This window comes from Thalassospira sp. MCCC 1A02898 (genome assembly GCF_001618185.1).
GTDB classification, from domain to species: Bacteria; Pseudomonadota; Alphaproteobacteria; order Rhodospirillales; family Thalassospiraceae; genus Thalassospira; species Thalassospira tepidiphila.
This window is the reverse complement of record NZ_LPXK01000013.1, coordinates 412743-429063: the sequence shown is the minus strand read 5'-3', so window position 1 is coordinate 429063 and position 16321 is coordinate 412743. Positions and strand designations below refer to the sequence as shown.

Sequence of the window (16321 nt, the reverse complement as noted above, 5' to 3'; positions counted from 1 at the left end):
CGACTAGGTTTAACCTTCCAGCGCTTCGACAATCTGCTGTGGCGACAGGGTTCCAATCGCAGTGTCTTTGGCATCACGCACCGTCATTGACGTGCCGTTGGCAAGTGCAACAGGCAGGATATCGGCAAGACGTGCATTTGCCGCGATGCTTGGCCAGTCTTCGCGTGCCGCTTGGCTTTCTCCAGACGTGATCGGCTCCATAATCGACTTTGCGCGCAAGACGCGTGATCTGTTCACATCGCGGGTAAAGGCCTGCACATAGTCATCGGCGGGTCTAAGCACGATTTCTTCCGGCCGTCCGACCTGCACCAACTTGCCGTCTTTCAGTATCGCAATCCGATCGCCGATCTTAAGTGCCTCGTCCAGATCATGGGTGATGAAAACAATCGTCTTATGAAGCTCCGCCTGAAGCTTCATCAGTTCATCTTGCATGTCAGACCGGATCAACGGATCAAGGGCCGAGAAAGCCTCGTCCATCAGCAAGACTTCCGGATCGGTGGCAAGCGCCCTGGCAAGGCCAACGCGTTGCTGCATGCCACCGGATAACTGATCGGGATATTTGGCCTCATAGCCCGCCAGACCGACACGTTCGATCCATTTAGATGCGGCTGCTTCGCGCTCCTTGCGCGCAGTCCCCTGGATTTCGAGCCCATAGGCCACGTTATCCATCACATTGCGATGGGGAAGCAGGCCAAAACGCTGAAACACCATACCAAGCCGCTTTCGACGAAACGCATTGAGGGTCGGGATATCCATGGCAAGGATATCTTCGCCACCAAATGATACTTCGCCCGCTGTCGGATCAATCAGGCGATTAAGGTGTCGGATCAGGGTTGATTTTCCCGATCCAGACAGGCCCATGACGACAAAGGTTTCCCCTTGTTCAATCGACAGGGACACATCGTGAAGACCAACCGTATGACCGGTTTTTGCAAGGATTTCATCCTTGTCAGCACCACCCTTTGCCAGTTCAAGTGCAGATTGCGGATCAGGCCCGAAGATTTTGAAAATATTGCGGATTTCGATGTAGCTCATTACGCGTCCTCCGCATCGTGCGATCGTTGTGATCGCTTGCCATAGGCCTGACCGATCCGGTCAAACACCACGGCCAGAAGAACAATTGCAACGCCTGCTTCCATCCCCGCACCAACGTCCAGACGCTGAATGCCCATCAGGACCTGTTCCCCCAATCCGCGCGCGCCAATCATCGAGGCAATCACCACCATCGAGATTGACATCATCGTCGTCTGGTTGATCCCGGCCATAATGTTGGGAAGGGCGAGTGGCAACTGCACACCAAACAGGATCTGCTTGCGGCTGGCGCCAAAGGATCGCGACGCTTCGAGTACTTCCTGATCAACAAGGCGGATACCGAGGTCAGTCAGGCGCATGACGGGCGGGGCCGCATAAATCACCGTGGCGAGGATCGCTGGAACCTTACCAAGCCCAAACAGCATCAGGGCAGGGATCAGATACACAAAGCTCGGCATGGTCTGCATGGTATCAAGGATCGGTAGCATGACGGCCCGCAAACGATTGGACATCGCCATGGCAATTCCCACCGGAATGCCAATCAGAACCGAAAGCGACGTCGCGACAATCATCAGCGCCAAGGTCTGCATTGCCTTGTCCCACAGGCCCAGCATGCCGATGGCAAACATCGCCACCACCAGCCCGACAACCAGCTTCCAATTCTTGCTGGCATGCCAGGTGATGGCAGCAATGGCGATCAAGACCACCCACCAGGGTGCACCCCGCAGAACCTGCTCAAGTGCCACCAAAACGGTCAGCAAACTGTCGGCAAAGGCTTCAAACGCCGCGCCGTAATTGACCACCAGCCAATCAACAAACTGATTGACCCACTTGCCCAAAGGCACATTCAACTGTTCTGGAAACATGGCGCAATTGGCCCGATCTGCTCAAAAAATCAATGAGCGTAAGAGCCTAACAAGATCATGTGGGCCGCGCGACCGTAAATCGAACTTTGGCTGACATCTCCTGACTTCTTTTGGTAGCCCTTTTCCTGTGATTGATAACCCAGAGCCCAGCCAAAGCCGTAAATCATAGACAATATTGTTTTCCGGAGAGGTTGCGATGATAACCGTGTTCTATGACGCAAAATGCGGTCTGTGTTCGCGTGAAATCAATTACTACCGCAAGATCGCGCCAAAAGGCGTTTTCGAATGGCGCGACGTCACGGAACACGCAGGTGATCTTGAAAAGCACGGCATTTCCCTTGTCCAAGGGTTAAAGCAAATGCGCGCCCTCGACTCAGATGGGCAATGGCATGCCGGTGCCGATGCGTTCATTTTGATCTGGCACCAGCTGGACAGATGGCGTGTTTTGGCAGCTATTGTTGCTTTGCCGATCATTCGCCAGATCGCAAATCTTGTGTATCGATTGTGGGCCGCATGGCGCTTCAAGCGTCTTACGCATTGTCAGCTCGCTGCAGCAAACGAGTAAGGCGGTCGCCTGTTATCGTCTTGCGCAGCGAAGTCATGGTCTATTTCAGTTTGAAACGGTTGCGGATGCCAAGCAGTAACAAAAACAGCAGGATCGCTGACAACAGTGTTTGGATGCCTGCAACGACCGCGGCACTGCCGGGAATGATATCACCAAAAAGGCAGTCATATGCCTGCGTGACAATCGTCCGGTCAGCCAATCCCGGAACCAGCAACCCTTTGGCAAAGGCCAATTGGTAAGCGGTATTTACCTGTGATCCCGCACCAGCCAGACATTCCGTTGCGCGATAAGGGTCCAACGGCGTCGCCATTGCGATGTAATGCACAGCGGACAGCATGATGACGCCAAGCCAGTACATCAGCGGTCTTGCGATAGACCGACCGTAATCAGACAATTCGTCAAAGATAAAACTTAGCCACCAACTGGGATCGCGCTGCGTGTAAACCATCAACCGGCGGGATTTGAGCTCTTCGGCAAAGAACTCTACCTCGTGTTTGTGGTCATGTCCCTGAATGGCGAGGCGTTTAAGCGCACGATACTTTGCAGTGACCGCGAAGTTCGTTTTATCAGACGGTTTCCGTTGCTTGACGATGGTGCTGTCAATGTGGACATCATCAAGCAACGGCGCCTCTTCACAGTGGGTTTGCCTGAAGTCGGGCACTTCCTTGAAACGTGCACCGCTCAGGTCGAATGCCTGTTTGATTTGGGCCGCGTTGAAGGATGCGTCGGTGTTAAACCGTGCATCTGAAAATTGGGTTGGCTTTTCAAAGCAGACGTTACTGAACCCCGCGTCGCCCTCAAATGTCGCCCTATGGAACCACGTGGCGTCCTCAAATGTCGCGCTACTTAACAACGCGTCGCGCTTAAAGGTCGCGCGACTGAACTGCGAGATGCCCTTAAAGGTCGCGCTAATGAACCACGTGTCGCGCTCAAAGGTCACGCGAGTGAACTGCGCACCGCCCTCAAAGGTCGCGCTGTGGAACCGGGCGACGCCCTCAAAGGTCGAGCTACTGAAGTTTGCGATGCGCTCAAAGGTCGCGTCACGGAACCACGCGGTGCCCTCAAAGGTCGCGTCACGGAACCACGCGTCGCCCTCAAAGGTCGCGTCACGGAACCACGCGTCGCCCTCAAAGATCGTGTCACGGAACAACGCGTCGCGCTTAAAGGTCGCGCTACCGAACTGCGCGATGCCCTTAAAGGTCGCGCTAATGAACCTCGCGCCGCCCTTAAAGGTCGCAGCGTTCCATTCAGAGATGGATGGAAACAGCCAGCCTTCGAAAGAGGTCGCCTCCAGAAAAACATGTGGCGTTTCTGTTGAAGAAAAGACTGCACGGGCGTCTTTGAACCATTTCTCAGTTGTCTCGTCTTGGGGTTTTTCTTCTCCCCAGGGTTCAACGATGACATCCCACTCGCCTTTGTTCTCCAGCGCCTTGCGTTCGGCCAGCATCTTTTCGGCCCAAGCATTCCAAGCCTCCTTGCCCTGTTTCCAGAGCGCGAGTGTTTCTTCCTGATTCATCTGGCTCCCCAATGCCATCGACGGCGCATGCTATTTATCTGATTAAACGTGTCTTGATTCCGGTTTGCAATCGGGAATTGTGGCGGCGTGTCCCCAAACGCAAAACACCCCGCAGGATTTCGCCTGCGGGGTGTTTGAGTGATTTATTTTTAGTGTTGCTTACATCGCACTTTCAACGCGTGCTGCAACATCCTCCGGTACCCAAGCTTTCCAAACGTCCGGCTTGGATTTCAGGAAATGCATCGCTGCCCCATCGGGCTTTTCGTCATTTTCCTGCATATAGGCCAGCATTTCCGAGACCAGCGCATTGCTGGTTTCGTAGTTGGTCAGGAAGGTGATCAGGGTTGGTGCGGCGGCTTTGAAGTCGTTATTCACACCAATCGTGATCGTGCTTTGCGGGTAGGCGGTTGCCTTGGTCGGGTTTTCTTCTGTTTTCAGCGCATCAAAGATCGACTTGTCATAAGCCGGTTCTTCAAGACGCGTGCTGTCATAAAGACCCATCACCCAGGTTGGCCCCCAATAGTAATAAAGGGCCGGTTTACCGCGTTTATGCGCCGATGCGATGGCAGCCGAAAGGGCTGCACCGGTGCCGGGGCGGAAGTTGGTGAAGCTGTCATCAAGGTTATAGGCACCAAGTTTGGCCGAATTGACCTTTTCACAAACCCAGCCCGAAGGGCAGTTATAAAAACGGCCTTTGCCGGGTTCTTCAGGGTCTTCGAACAGTTCGGTGTATTTTGCCAGATCGTCGACCGATTTCAGGTCAGGTGCCATCGGTTCGATGCCACGTTCTGCATCGCCTTCGATAACATAGGTTGGCACGAACCAGCCTTCGACGGCGTCATCGAAGTTAACTCCGATCTGGCTGACATTGCCGGCTTCTTCGGCCTTGGTCCAGGCTTCGGCAACGTTGTCGCGCCAGATTTCCATGACGATATCAACATCCCCTTTGCCAGCGCCGGTCAAAAGCGGAATGACATCGCCGGGCAGGGCATCGGTCTGACAGCCATAGCCCTTTTCAATGATGAAGCGGGCAACGGCGTTATGGAAAAGCGCACTGTCGTAATTGAGACCGGCAAACATCACCGGTCGATCAATCTCGCATGTGGCATCTTGCGCGTTTGCGCTTGAATGAGAAGTAAATGCAAGGCCAGCGGCCAAAAGCATTGCGGCTCCGGTAGGCAGGGTTTTCATCCTTCTGTCCCTTCGTGGTTGCGGTCCGGAATCGCATCAAATGCATGGTCGGTGCGGGAAGCCCGCAAAGCTTGGGATCAGGTGTGATCCTGAACTTCGAATTGACCGTGCCCCTGATACAGGTGCGGCAATTCTAGACGTGAGGTTAGAACGCGCGCAACCCTCGGTGTTGATTATAACGCCGACGTGATAAGTGTTTCCGTGCTGATATCATTGCAGAATGCTCCTGACAGGGATGGCAGGAGATGTCAGGTAATGTGATTTACGGTAGTGGGCGCGATTGGTTTAACTCTGCCCGTGAATTTATCGGACTTTGTCGTTATGTTGGGCAAACCAACCAATCGGGCACAGATAATCGGGGGCCGTCATGATGCATACCAACCTGTTCGTTTTTGATATCGAAACCGTGCCCGATATTGATGTTCTGCCGCAGCTAACCGGCAAAACTGCGCCGGATCCTGAAACCGGGCGCAAGATGCTGGAAGATTATCATCTTGAAATCACCAGTGGCCGCAATGGCTTCCCGCGCCAACCGTTTCACAAGGTGGTGGCGATCAGCTTCCTTCGGGCGACCATTCAACGTGATGGCGATACCGAAATGTACGAGATCGAAGAATTGCGATCGGGCGGCGAATTGACATCCGAGGAAAAGGACCTTGTGAACGGGTTCTTTGCCTATTGCGGCAAGCTTTATCCGCGTCTTGTGAGTTTCAATGGTCGTGGCTTTGATTTGCCGGTGTTGAAATACCGCGCGATGAAACATGGTGTTTCGGCCCGTTGGCTGCATCAGGCGTCCAACAAGTGGGAAAACTATACCGCGCGCTATGCGCCGCACTGGCATTGTGATCTGGCGGAAGTCTTATCCGATTATGGCGCCTCGGCCCGTACCAAGATGAACGAGGTTTGTGCCGCCCTTGATTTGCCGGGCAAGACCGGGGTCGATGGCAGCAAGGTTTCGGACATGTATGACAATGGCGAGATTGATGGCATTCGTCGTTATTGCGAGACCGATGTCTTGAATACCTATTTGCTGTATCTGCGTCATGCGCTTCATACCGGGCTGACCGATCATGATGGCTATAACCATGCGATCAATCTGACCGTGGGCTGGCTTGAAGAACGGGCAGGGGACATTCCTGCCTATCAGGAATTCCTTGATGCCTGGAAGCAATCAAGTGGCGGGTCGTTCAACGTTCTTTGATACGGCCCGACGTTGTGCCCAGGCATGACTTCAGAAGTGAAGTCCGTCACATTTTGACACCCTGTCTTGCAAATTTGTGTTGAATTAAATGCGAGTTGATCTTAATTGCATTGAATATGCAAGTGAGTTGCAACGTCAGTACGTTTCAACGCGTACCCAAATCCAACAGGGTCAAACTCAACAGGGATCGTTCAAATGGATATCAAGAAACTCGTCGGTGGTGCGGTATTCGGCGCAACAGCGATGGCTGCGACAACCGCGATGGCACAGGAAGTTAATGTCTATTCCCTGCGTCAGGAATTTCTGGTCGAGCCGCTTTTTGAAAAGTTCACCGCTGAAACCGGCATCGACGTCAATGTGATCTTTGCTGAAAAGGGTCTGGTCGAACGTATCAAGCAGGAAGGCGCGAACAGCCCGGCCGATATCCTGATGACCGTCGATATCAGCCGTATCCAGCAGGCCGTTGACGCCGGTGTGACTGAAGCCGTTTCGAATGACACCCTTGATGCCAATATTCCGGCCCACCTGCGCGACCCGGAAGGTCACTGGTTTGCTCTGACCCAGCGTGGTCGTGCGATCTATGCCTCCAAGGAGCGCGTGGCAGAAGGCGAGATCACGTCTTATGAAGACCTTGCCGATCCGAAATGGGAAGGGCGCATCTGCACCCGTTCCGGCACACACGTTTATAACGTTGCGCTGTTTGCTTCGATGATCGCCGTTCATGGCGAGGAAAAAGCCAAGGAATGGCTGCAGGGCCTTAAGAACAACCTTGCACGCAAACCGCAGGGCAATGACCGCGCACAGGTCAAGGCGATCAAGGAAGGCGTTTGCGATCTTTCGATCGGCAACACCTATTACTACGGCAAGATGCTCGACAATGAAGAACAGCGTCCTTGGGCGGAGGCCGTCAACCTTGTCTTCCCGAACCAGGATGGTCGTGGCATGTCGATGAACATTTCGGGCATGAGCCTGATCGCCGATGCGCCGAACCGTGAAAACGCCATCAAGCTGATGGAATTCCTGGCCGGTGACGTTGCACAGGGCATCTATGCTGAGGTCAATTACGAATATCCGGTCAAACCGGGTGTAGAGTGGGCTGAAAATGTGAAGTCCTGGGGCACGTTCAAGGCCGATGAAGTATCGCTGGCCGAGATTGCCCGCCTGAGCCCGGATGCGATCAAGATGGTCGATGAGATCGGTTATAACGAATAGTCAAACCGACTGAGTTTGATGAGCTTTTTGAAAGGGGTGGTGTAATGCCACCCCTTTTTTCCGTTTCGGTACGCGGTCAAAGGCCGGATGTGGTCGCGCATTCGTGACTTCGGGTATGGCTCTTATGTGGTTTTCTTGCTTGCAAAAGGCGGGGCGGGCCCTTTAATTTCGGCCGCAGCAAATACAAATCATTCCTAATTGCTGTGCCACCAGCAGCTGATCCAAACGAGGCATTTATGATTTCTCTGCGCAAAACCGTTCTTGGTCTTGTTGTTTCCGCGATGGGGTTGTCCATGTTCCCCGCCGCACATGCCGCAGAGGAAGTTAATGTCTATTCGCTTCGACAGCCCTTTCTGATCGAACCGATGTTCAAACGCTTTACCGAGGAAACCGGTATTCGCGTCAATACGCTTTTCTCGCAAAGTGGACTGGTGGAGCGCATCAAGCATGAAGGGCGTAACACCCCGGCCGATCTGCTTTTGACCGTTGATATCGGCCGCATTCAGGATGCAGTCGATGCCGATATCGCCCAGCCGATCGAAAGTGCCGTTTTGGATGCGAATATCCCTGATCAGTTCCGTGATGAAGACAAGCTTTGGGTTGGGATGACGACGCGGGCACGCGTGCTTTATACCTCGCTTGATCGGGTGGAGCCGGACGCCATCACGACCTATGAAGAGCTTGCCGATCCGAAATGGAAGGGGCGCATTTGTGTGCGTTCGGGCATGCATGTTTATAACATTGCCCTGATCGCCTCGATGATTGCCCATCATGGTGAAGCAGAAACCAAAACTTGGCTGGTCGGGCTTAAGGATAATTTGGCCCGCAAGCCGCAGGGTGCCGATACCGATCAGATCGAGGCGGTGTCGCAGGGCGTTTGTGACGTGGCGATTGGTAATTCCTATTATTACGGCAAGATGCTTGATGACCCGAACAAGGCGGATGCCGCCAAAAAGGTCCGTATCGTATTCCCCAATCAGGGCGATCGCGGCACGCATGTGAATATTTCGGGTGTGGCGCTGATTAAATATGCGCCGAACAAGGAAAATGCCATCAAGCTGGTGGAATTCCTGTCTGGTGCCGAAGCCCAGCATATGTATGCCGATATCAATTTTGAATATCCGGTCAAGCCGGGCGTTGCCTGGTCTGAACAGGTCCGGGCGTGGGGCACCTTTGTCCATGATGATTTGCCGCTTAATGCGGTTGCGGCCAATCGTGGTGCGGCAATTCGTCTGATTGATGAGGTCGGCTTTAACGAGTAGACCATACGTCGATAGAAGGATATCAAGACCGCCCAACAGAACCGTTCGGAGTAGTCCGCGGCGAATGAAACGGAAACAGCCTTGAACAACGCTTGTCAGACGCAAAAGGAAGACGACATTCGGCCGAGCGCCATGGCGGAAACCTTTGACCCCATGCGCACGCCCACCGGACGTCGGGCGATGCTGTGGTTGCCGCGTGGCCAATCGGCAGCTTGGCTGATTGGCGCGTTTATCGTGGCGGCAATGGTTGCGGCACCGGTTGTTGCCGTAGCCTGGATTGCCCTGTTTCCGACCGAAAATATCTGGCCACATCTGGCATCCACCATGTTGCCAAGGTACCTTAAGAATACAGGTATCCTGATGCTTGGCGTTGGCATTGGTGTGACCCTGATCGGGGTTGCGTCCGCATGGGTTGTGACCATGTGCCGAATTCCGGGAAAGCGGTTCTTTGAATGGGCGATGTTGCTGCCAATGGCGGTTCCGGCCTATATCGTGGCCTATGTTTATACGGACCTTCTGGAATATGCCGGACCGTTGCAGGGCTTATTGAGGGACTTGTTTGGTTGGCAATCGGCGGCCGATTACTGGTTCCCCGATATTCGCACCAAGGGTGGTGCGATCATGGTGCTCAGCCTGACACTTTATCCCTATGTTTACATGCTGGCGCGTGCGGCGTTCCTGTCTCAATCCATCTGTGCGATTGAGGCGGCCCGTATCCTTGGTCGGAGTGCCTGGAGCTCGTTTCTTACGGTCGCATTGCCGTTGGCGCGTCCGGCAATCGTTGTTGGCGTTGTGATTGCGTTGATGGAAACGCTCAATGACTTTGGCACGATTGATTTCTTTGCCGTGCATACCCTGACGGCCGGTATTTTCAATGTCTGGCTTGGTATGGGAAATGCCGGTGGTGCTGCGCAGATTGCCCTGACCATGCTGGCTGTGGTGATCGCATTGATGGTGATTGAGCGCTATTCACGCCGTCGCCAGCGTTTCCATGATACTACCAGTCGTTTTCAGGAACTGCCGGGCTATGAACTGAGCCCGCTTGCCAAAGCCGGGGCGTTGGCGGTCTGTATTCTGCCGATTGTCTTGGGCTTTGTCGTGCCGTCGCTGGTGCTGATTTATTATTCCATCGGTTATTTTGATCAAAGCTGGACGGCGGATTTCTTTGAGTTTGCCGGCAACAGCCTTCTGGTATCCGGGCTTGCAACGCTTGTTGCCGTTGGCTGTGCCATATTTATGGCCTATGCACTGCGCCTGTTCCCGCAACCGCTTTTGAAATTCTGTGTCCGTCTGTCTTCGGTTGGCTATGCCGTGCCGGGCGCGGTTTTGGCCATCGGGGTTTTGATCCCGTTTGCACGGTTTGACAATGCGTTGGACGCGGTGATGCGCGATACCTTCGGCATATCGACCGGGTTGCTGCTAAGCGGGACGGTATTCGCTTTGGTGTTCGCCTATGCGGTGCGGTTTATGGCGGTATCCTATGGCTCGATCGAAGCAGCTCTTGGCAAGGTTCGACCAAGCATGGATGATGCGGCGCGCACCTTGGGCGAAAGCCCGTGGGGTACGCTGAAACGTATACACTTCCCGATGGTGCGTGGCGGCATTTTGGCGGCATCGGTGCTGGTCTTTGTCGATGGCATGAAGGAACTGCCGGCAACGCTTATTCTGCGTCCGTTCAATTTTGATACGCTGGCAACCCATGTCTATCAGTTCGCCAAGGATGAAATGATTGAACATGCAGCCCTTGGGGCGCTGACCATTGTGCTTGTTGGTGTGGTGCCGGTGATTATGCTGAGCCGTGCAATTTCAAAATCCCGTCCGGGGCATAGCGGACAATCCTGATGCGTCCCGCCGATGATCGGGCTATCCTGATTACGGATGGGAATATAAAACAAGACCAAGGGCGGCAGGAAACTTTCGGAATGCAAACAATCAAACCTGGACTGACAACACTTTCCGATGCGCTCGACATTGCCTTTGCCGAAGTGCCGGTGATGACGCCATCCGAAGAACGCCCGATCAGTGATTGTTACGGTGCGATTTTGCGCAAGGACCTCGTTGCCCAGGTTTCCGTGCCGTCGGCGGATAACTCCGCCATGGATGGCTACGCCCTTCGCCATGCCGATCTGGCCGCGATAGACGGCCCGGTTTCGGTGGTTGGTGCATCTTTGGCTGGCCATCCGTTTGAGGGAACCCTGCCAACGGGATGCGCGATCCGTATTGCGACCGGGGCTGCGATCCCCGATGGCGCGGATTGCGTGATCATTCAGGAAAATGTCAAAGCCAATGCCGATGAAACCATCATTGAAATTGATGCCGACGTGATCGCACGCACAAGCTTGCATCAAAATATCCGCTGGCTGGGCGAAGACATCAAAACCGGTGATACAGTTTTGAAGGCAGGCACGATCCTGCGCCCACAGGATATCGCAATCGCGGCCGGGCAGGGCTTTGGCAGCTTGTCGGTTGCACGGCCTCTGAAGGTTGCCGTCTTTTCCACCGGTGACGAACTGGCCAAACCGGGTAATCCTTTGCCGCCGGGTGGAATTTATGATTCCAACCGTTTTGCAATGATCGGGATGTTGCGGTCCATCGGTTGCGAGGTCACCGACCTTGGATTGCTGACTGACAATTTTGATGTGTTGCAAAACGCGTTGTCGAGCGCGGCAAAGTCGCATGACGTGATCATGACATCTGGCGGTGTTTCGGTCGGCAAGGCCGATCTTCTGAAACCGGTGGTCGAGAGCCTTGGTAAAATCACCGCTTGGAAACTTGCGATCAAGCCCGGCAAGCCTTTGATGCGCGGCAAGATCGGTGATTGTCTGGTGATCGGGCTTCCGGGGAACCCGGTATCAGTCCTGGTCTCCGGGTTGCTATATGTTTTGCCATTGCTGCGCCATGCGATGGGCGCGGATCATTCCAAACTGGCGCCAACACGTATCCCGGTCCGTGCCGGGTTTGATTTCAACCGTGGCACGGGGCGCAGGGAATGGTTGCGTGCGCGTCTGGTGCAAAATGATGACGGCGAATTTGAAGCGATTGCTTTTTCTTCGACCAGTTCCGGGATGTTGTCATCAATGGTCTGGGCCGAAGGTCTGATTGAACTGCCCGAAAATTGCGGGCAGGTCTCCAAGGGAGATCAGGTACTTTATTTGCCGCTGCAAGGCCTGCAGTGACTTCATCAAAAATGATCCACATCATTGCAAACGAACATGGTTTGCCAGACTGTTGGATCGTTTCCAATCCGCGAAAGTGAATAGAATGACGATATCGGTGACGTTTTGTGGTGCTGCTGGTGGGGTGACGGGATCTTGCTATTTTTTGCAGACCGATCGGGGCAATTTCCTTGTCGATTGCGGTATGTTTCAGGGCAGCAAAACCGTCCGTGAACTGAACTATGGCAAGTTCCCGTTTGAGGCGGACCGGATTTCGGCCGTGTTGCTGACGCACGCGCATATCGACCATACCGGCCTGGTGCCCAAGCTGGTCAAGGCCGGTTTTGGTGGGCCAATTTATGCAACGGAACCGACCTGCGATCTTCTGACCTATATGTTGCCGGACTCGGGATACATTCAGGAAAGCGAGGTCGAACGTCTGAACCGTCGCAATGCGCGGCGAGGTCGTCCTGAAGTCACCCCGATCTACACCCGTGAAGACGCGGAAAATACGCTGTCGCAGCTCAAGACTGTTGAATATCACGAATGGTTGCCGGTGATTGATGGCGTGCGGGCGCGCTTCTGGGACGCTGGCCATCTTCTTGGTTCCGCGTCGATCGAGGTGGAGATTGAGAACGGCGACAAAGACGGTAAACCGACTAGATTGCTGTTCTCGGGCGACGTCGGAACCGGTGAGGCCGTATTTAACGAAGCGCCCGAGGCACCGACGGGGGTCGATTATCTGTTTGTCGAAACCACCTATGGCGATCGTAACCGTCCGGTGATGACCGACGAAGAACGCCGTGAGATGCTGCGCAAGGAAGTTCAGGATGCGCTCGGTAATGGTGGCAATCTGGTAATTCCGAGTTTTGCCGTCGCCAGAACGCAAGAGCTGCTTGTTGATCTTGCGCATCTTTTTAATCGCGGTCAGTTGCCACCGGCAAATGTCTTTGTCGATAGCCCGTTGGCGCAACGCGCGACCGATGTATTTGCCAAACACCTGAAGCGCGGCGACGCACAGGCGCTGTCGCATCCGAAGTTCCATATGGTGCCAGATGTTCAGGCCAGTAAACAGCTCGCACAGGTCACCAGCGGTGCTATCATTATTTCCGCAAGCGGCATGTGCGATGCCGGGCGTATTCGCTATCACCTAAAAAACAACCTGTGGAGGCCTAATTGCACTGTGCTTCTGGTCGGTTTTCAGGCGGCGGGCTCTTTCGGGCGCGTTTTGCAGAGCGGGGCAAAACATGTGCGGATCCACGGCGATGAAATCGAAGTGCGTGCCCGTATTCGGACGTTGGACGTTTATTCCGGCCACGCCGATCAGGATATGCTTTTGCAATGGACCAAGAACCGCTTGCCAGTCGCGCGTCAGATTTTCCTTACCCACGGTGAAGAAGGCGCACGTGCGGCATTCCGAGAAGTTCTGATGGCGCACGGCATCGAGGAAAAGCTGATTTCCATGCCGATGCTTGATGACACGGTCACCCTCAAGAAGGGCAAAGGCCAACCAGCTATTCCGCAGGCACGTCTTTCGGGTGAAGAACTCTCGCGCGATGACTGGCATAATCTTTATGCAGGTACAGTAACGGCGCTTTCGGAAAAACTTCGTTCGCTTGAAACTGCGGAAGAAAGAAAAGAGATGCTCGAAAAAGTCTTGCGCGATATCGGTTCAGTATGAGAGCAATTGTCCGGGAGCTGAAAGAAGGGCGCAAACCCCGAATTCACGGATTTACTTGCCATAAACAAAGAACCTGTCACCCTGTTTATGGGTTGTGCGGGGAACTGAGATCACTACGCATACGGGCGGGGATATGTCAATCGTAGGGAATTCCGGATATCGGGTTCTGATTTACAGCCATGATACCTTCGGGCTTGGGCATTTGCGCCGTTGCCGTACGATTGCGCATGCGCTGGTATCGCATCGCGATGATGTATCTGTACTGATTTTGTCGGGCTCACCGATTATCGGCAGCTTTGAATTCCGCTCGCGCGTGGACTTTGTCCGCATTCCGGGCGTGATCAAGCTGTCTAACGGCGAATATACTTCGCTTAACCTCAATATCGATGTCGATCAGATTCTGGCGATGCGGGAATCGATTATTCAGCACACAGCCGATGTGTTTAACCCCGACATCTTTATCGTTGATAAAGAACCGCTTGGTTTGCGCGGCGAGGTCGAGTCTACTCTGCAGATGTTGCGCCATCGGCGCACCCGTCTGGTGATGGGCCTGCGCGATGTGATGGATGATCCGGTGAACCTGCGCGAAGAATGGGACCGCAAGCAATGCGTTCCGGCCCTGGCAAACCTCTATGATGAAATCTGGGTTTACGGCCTCAAGGAAATCTGTAATCCGCTTGAAGGGATCGACTTGCCCCCGGGCGTTGAAGAAAAGATGTCCTATACCGGCTATCTGCCACGGACTGCCACCCGCAGACCCGCACCCGAGCACGGGGCGCTTGGCCTTGAAGAACCGTATTATCTGGTAACGACCGGTGGTGGCGGGGACGGGGTCAATCTGGTCGATTGGGTGATCAGCGCCTACGAAACCGATCCGGACATTCCGGTGCCGTCGCTCGTTGTTCTGGGGCCCTTTATGGGACCGACACAGCAAAACGAATTCATGAAGCGTGCGGAAAAGATCGACAAGCTGTCGGTCATTACCTTTGATGCCAATGTCGAAGTGTTGATGCACAAGTCGGCTGGCGTGATCGGCATGGGCGGCTATAACACCTTCTGCGAGATCCTGTCCTTTGACAAACCGGCCGTTATCGTACCGCGTACTGTTCCGCGTCTTGAACAGTATGTTCGCGCTGCGGCGGCAGAAAAGCTTGGTCTGGTCAGAATGCTGACCGAAGATGGTGGTCGCGATCCGCGCGAAATGGCCGACGCACTGCGTGGTCTGATACATCAGCCAAAACCGTCACATGTGACTGTTCCGAACCTTATGGGCGGACTGGATCGCGTTGGCGAATTGGTTGATCGCTGGCTTCCGCCACAAATGGCCGCAGAATAATCATCGGGAATAGATTTGATGGCACGCGACAATCTGGCAATCGTGGTGAAGGGTTATCCGCGATTGTCGGAGACCTTTATCGCCCAGGAAATTCTGGGTATTCAGCAAGCAGGCATTCCCTATCGGATTGTGTCGCTGCGTCATCCAACCGACAAAAAACGCCATCCGATCAATGATCGCATTACAGGTGCGGTCGATTATCTCCCCGAATATGTCTATCAGGAACCGATGCGGGTTTTGCGTGGCTGGCTCAAGGCCCGCAAGATGCCCGGATATCGTCGTGCCGTGAATATCTGGTGGCAGGATTACCGCCGGGACCGTACCGCCAATCGCGCACGCCGATTTGCCCAGGCCATGGTGATGGCTGCCGAACTGCCCGATGATGTCACCCGCATCTATGCCCATTTCCTGCATACACCGGCATCGGTCGCGCGTTATTGCGCAATTATGCGCGGTTTGCCTTGGTCCTGTTCGGCGCATGCCAAGGATATCTATACCAGTCAGGACTGGGACATGCGCGAAAAGCTGCGCGATATGGATTGGCTGGTGACCTGTACAAGCGCCAATGTCGATTACCTGCGCACCCTTGCCGAGGATCCGGATAAAGTTAATCTGCTCTATCACGGACTGGATTTTTCGCGCTTTCCCGATGACCTTCCTGAAAGACCTCTGCGCGATGGGACGGATGCCGAAAACCCGGTAAGGATCCTGTCTGTCGGGCGACTGGTGGGCAAAAAGGGTTATGACGACCTTCTGCGTGCCTTGGCCAAACTGCCAGCCAACCTTCATTGGCGGTTCGTTCATATTGGTGGCGGCAACGGCGAAAAATATCAGCAGCTTGCGACAGAGCTCGGCATAGCGGACCGCTGTGACTGGCAAGGGGCGCGGGATCAGAAGGAAGTGATCGCGGCATGTCAGTCGTCCGATTTGTTCGTGCTGGCCAGCCGGATTGAGAAGGATGGTGATCGTGACGGGCTGCCAAACGTTCTGATGGAAGCACAACTTTGCGGACTTGCTGCGGTTTCGACGGCAATTTCGGCCATTCCTGAACTGATTGAAGACGGCGTAAATGGCAAACTTGTGCCCGAACGTGATCCGGATGCACTTGCGAGTGCGCTGAAAGCCTTGATCACTGATCCTCGCCTTCGCGAAACCATGGGCCGCAAGGGCAATGAGATTGTGCGTCGTGATTTCTCATTCTATCGCGGCATGAAGGATCTGGCGGAACGTTTCGGTGTTAACTCCCAGTCCGAAGAAAAGACAGCAATCCCCGCCGAACAACCCGATGCAGAGTAGGAGGCAAG

13 protein-coding genes are annotated in these 16321 nt (G+C 54.3%); 9 read left to right on the top strand and 4 right to left on the bottom strand.

Annotated features, from left to right (window positions below; all coding sequences use genetic code 11):
* Nucleotides 1-9: 9 nt before the first annotated feature.
* Together AUQ41_RS18685 and AUQ41_RS18680 are read right to left on the bottom strand one after the other, a co-directional pair.
* Complete coding sequence (locus AUQ41_RS18685; RefSeq protein ID WP_063089887.1) at nucleotides 10-1035, bottom strand: glycine betaine/L-proline ABC transporter ATP-binding protein; 1026 nt, start codon at nucleotides 1033-1035, stop codon at nucleotides 10-12.
* A complete protein-coding gene (locus AUQ41_RS18680) occupies nucleotides 1035-1898 on the bottom strand; it encodes a proline/glycine betaine ABC transporter permease (protein WP_063089885.1) in 864 nt (287 codons plus the stop codon). The genes AUQ41_RS18685 and AUQ41_RS18680 overlap by 1 nt, the downstream gene beginning before the upstream one ends.
* 196 nt (nucleotides 1899-2094) lie before the next feature.
* On the opposite strand from AUQ41_RS18680, the gene AUQ41_RS18675 reads away from it, so the two are divergent.
* Nucleotides 2095-2463 (top strand): thiol-disulfide oxidoreductase DCC family protein, encoded by a 369-nt coding sequence (locus tag AUQ41_RS18675; RefSeq protein ID WP_063089882.1) that lies wholly within the window; start codon nucleotides 2095-2097, stop codon nucleotides 2461-2463.
* A 40-nt stretch (nucleotides 2464-2503) separates the two neighbouring features.
* Here AUQ41_RS18675 and AUQ41_RS18670 read toward each other — a convergent pair whose 3' ends face one another.
* Together AUQ41_RS18670 and AUQ41_RS18665 are read right to left on the bottom strand one after the other, a co-directional pair.
* Nucleotides 2504-3979 carry a pentapeptide repeat-containing protein gene (locus tag AUQ41_RS18670; RefSeq protein ID WP_168173405.1) on the bottom strand — a complete coding sequence of 492 codons (1476 nt, stop codon included), beginning with the start codon at nucleotides 3977-3979 and terminating at the stop codon, nucleotides 2504-2506.
* Between the two features lie 159 nt (nucleotides 3980-4138).
* Entirely contained in the window at nucleotides 4139-5170 is a 1032-nt protein-coding gene (locus AUQ41_RS18665) for an ABC transporter substrate-binding protein (RefSeq protein ID WP_063089875.1), read from the bottom strand.
* Between the two features lie 367 nt (nucleotides 5171-5537).
* Here AUQ41_RS18665 and AUQ41_RS18660 point away from each other — a divergent pair, with 367 nt between their 5' ends.
* From AUQ41_RS18660 to AUQ41_RS18625, 8 genes are all read left to right on the top strand, one after another.
* Nucleotides 5538-6371 (top strand): 3'-5' exonuclease, encoded by an 834-nt coding sequence (locus tag AUQ41_RS18660; RefSeq protein WP_198155654.1) that lies wholly within the window; start codon nucleotides 5538-5540, stop codon nucleotides 6369-6371.
* A gap of 195 nt (nucleotides 6372-6566) precedes the next feature.
* Nucleotides 6567-7583, top strand: coding sequence for a Fe(3+) ABC transporter substrate-binding protein (locus AUQ41_RS18655; protein ID WP_063089872.1), 1017 nt, complete (start codon nucleotides 6567-6569; stop codon nucleotides 7581-7583).
* 236 nt (nucleotides 7584-7819) lie between these two features.
* Complete coding sequence (locus AUQ41_RS18650) at nucleotides 7820-8845, top strand: Fe(3+) ABC transporter substrate-binding protein (protein ID WP_083952765.1); 1026 nt, start codon at nucleotides 7820-7822, stop codon at nucleotides 8843-8845.
* Between the two features lie 81 nt (nucleotides 8846-8926).
* Nucleotides 8927-10687 carry an iron ABC transporter permease gene (locus AUQ41_RS18645; protein WP_232308462.1) on the top strand — a complete coding sequence of 587 codons (1761 nt, stop codon included), beginning with the start codon at nucleotides 8927-8929 and terminating at the stop codon, nucleotides 10685-10687.
* 80 nt (nucleotides 10688-10767) lie between these two features.
* Nucleotides 10768-12021: a gephyrin-like molybdotransferase Glp gene (gene glp, locus AUQ41_RS18640; protein WP_063089867.1), complete on the top strand. Its 1254-nt coding sequence runs from the start codon at nucleotides 10768-10770 to the stop codon at nucleotides 12019-12021.
* Nucleotides 12022-12106: 85 nt separating this feature from the next.
* Entirely contained in the window at nucleotides 12107-13681 is a 1575-nt protein-coding gene (locus AUQ41_RS18635; protein ID WP_063089864.1) for an MBL fold metallo-hydrolase, read from the top strand.
* Nucleotides 13682-13814: 133 nt separating this feature from the next.
* Nucleotides 13815-15017 carry a glycosyltransferase family protein gene (locus tag AUQ41_RS18630; protein WP_063089861.1) on the top strand — a complete coding sequence of 401 codons (1203 nt, stop codon included), beginning with the start codon at nucleotides 13815-13817 and terminating at the stop codon, nucleotides 15015-15017.
* Nucleotides 15018-15035: 18 nt separating this feature from the next.
* A complete protein-coding gene (locus tag AUQ41_RS18625; protein WP_063089859.1) occupies nucleotides 15036-16313 on the top strand; it encodes a glycosyltransferase family 4 protein in 1278 nt (425 codons plus the stop codon).
* Nucleotides 16314-16321: the final 8 nt, after the last annotated feature.

Coding starts and splice junctions, on each gene's coding strand:
- AUQ41_RS18685 (WP_063089887.1), bottom strand. CDS start 1,035: ATGAGCTACATCGAAATCCGCAATATTTTCAAAATCTTCGGGCCTGAT.
- AUQ41_RS18680 (WP_063089885.1), bottom strand. CDS start 1,898: ATGTTTCCAGAACAGTTGAATGTGCCTTTGGGCAAGTGGGTCAATCAG.
- AUQ41_RS18675 (WP_063089882.1), top strand. CDS start 2,095: ATGATAACCGTGTTCTATGACGCAAAATGCGGTCTGTGTTCGCGTGAA.
- AUQ41_RS18670 (WP_168173405.1), bottom strand. CDS start 3,979: ATGAATCAGGAAGAAACACTCGCGCTCTGGAAACAGGGCAAGGAGGCT.
- AUQ41_RS18665 (WP_063089875.1), bottom strand. CDS start 5,170: ATGAAAACCCTGCCTACCGGAGCCGCAATGCTTTTGGCCGCTGGCCTT.
- AUQ41_RS18660 (WP_198155654.1), top strand. CDS start 5,538: ATGATGCATACCAACCTGTTCGTTTTTGATATCGAAACCGTGCCCGAT.
- AUQ41_RS18655 (WP_063089872.1), top strand. CDS start 6,567: ATGGATATCAAGAAACTCGTCGGTGGTGCGGTATTCGGCGCAACAGCG.
- AUQ41_RS18650 (WP_083952765.1), top strand. CDS start 7,820: ATGATTTCTCTGCGCAAAACCGTTCTTGGTCTTGTTGTTTCCGCGATG.
- glp (WP_063089867.1), top strand. CDS start 10,768: ATGCAAACAATCAAACCTGGACTGACAACACTTTCCGATGCGCTCGAC.
- AUQ41_RS18635 (WP_063089864.1), top strand. CDS start 12,107: ATGACGATATCGGTGACGTTTTGTGGTGCTGCTGGTGGGGTGACGGGA.
- AUQ41_RS18630 (WP_063089861.1), top strand. CDS start 13,815: ATGTCAATCGTAGGGAATTCCGGATATCGGGTTCTGATTTACAGCCAT.
- AUQ41_RS18625 (WP_063089859.1), top strand. CDS start 15,036: ATGGCACGCGACAATCTGGCAATCGTGGTGAAGGGTTATCCGCGATTG.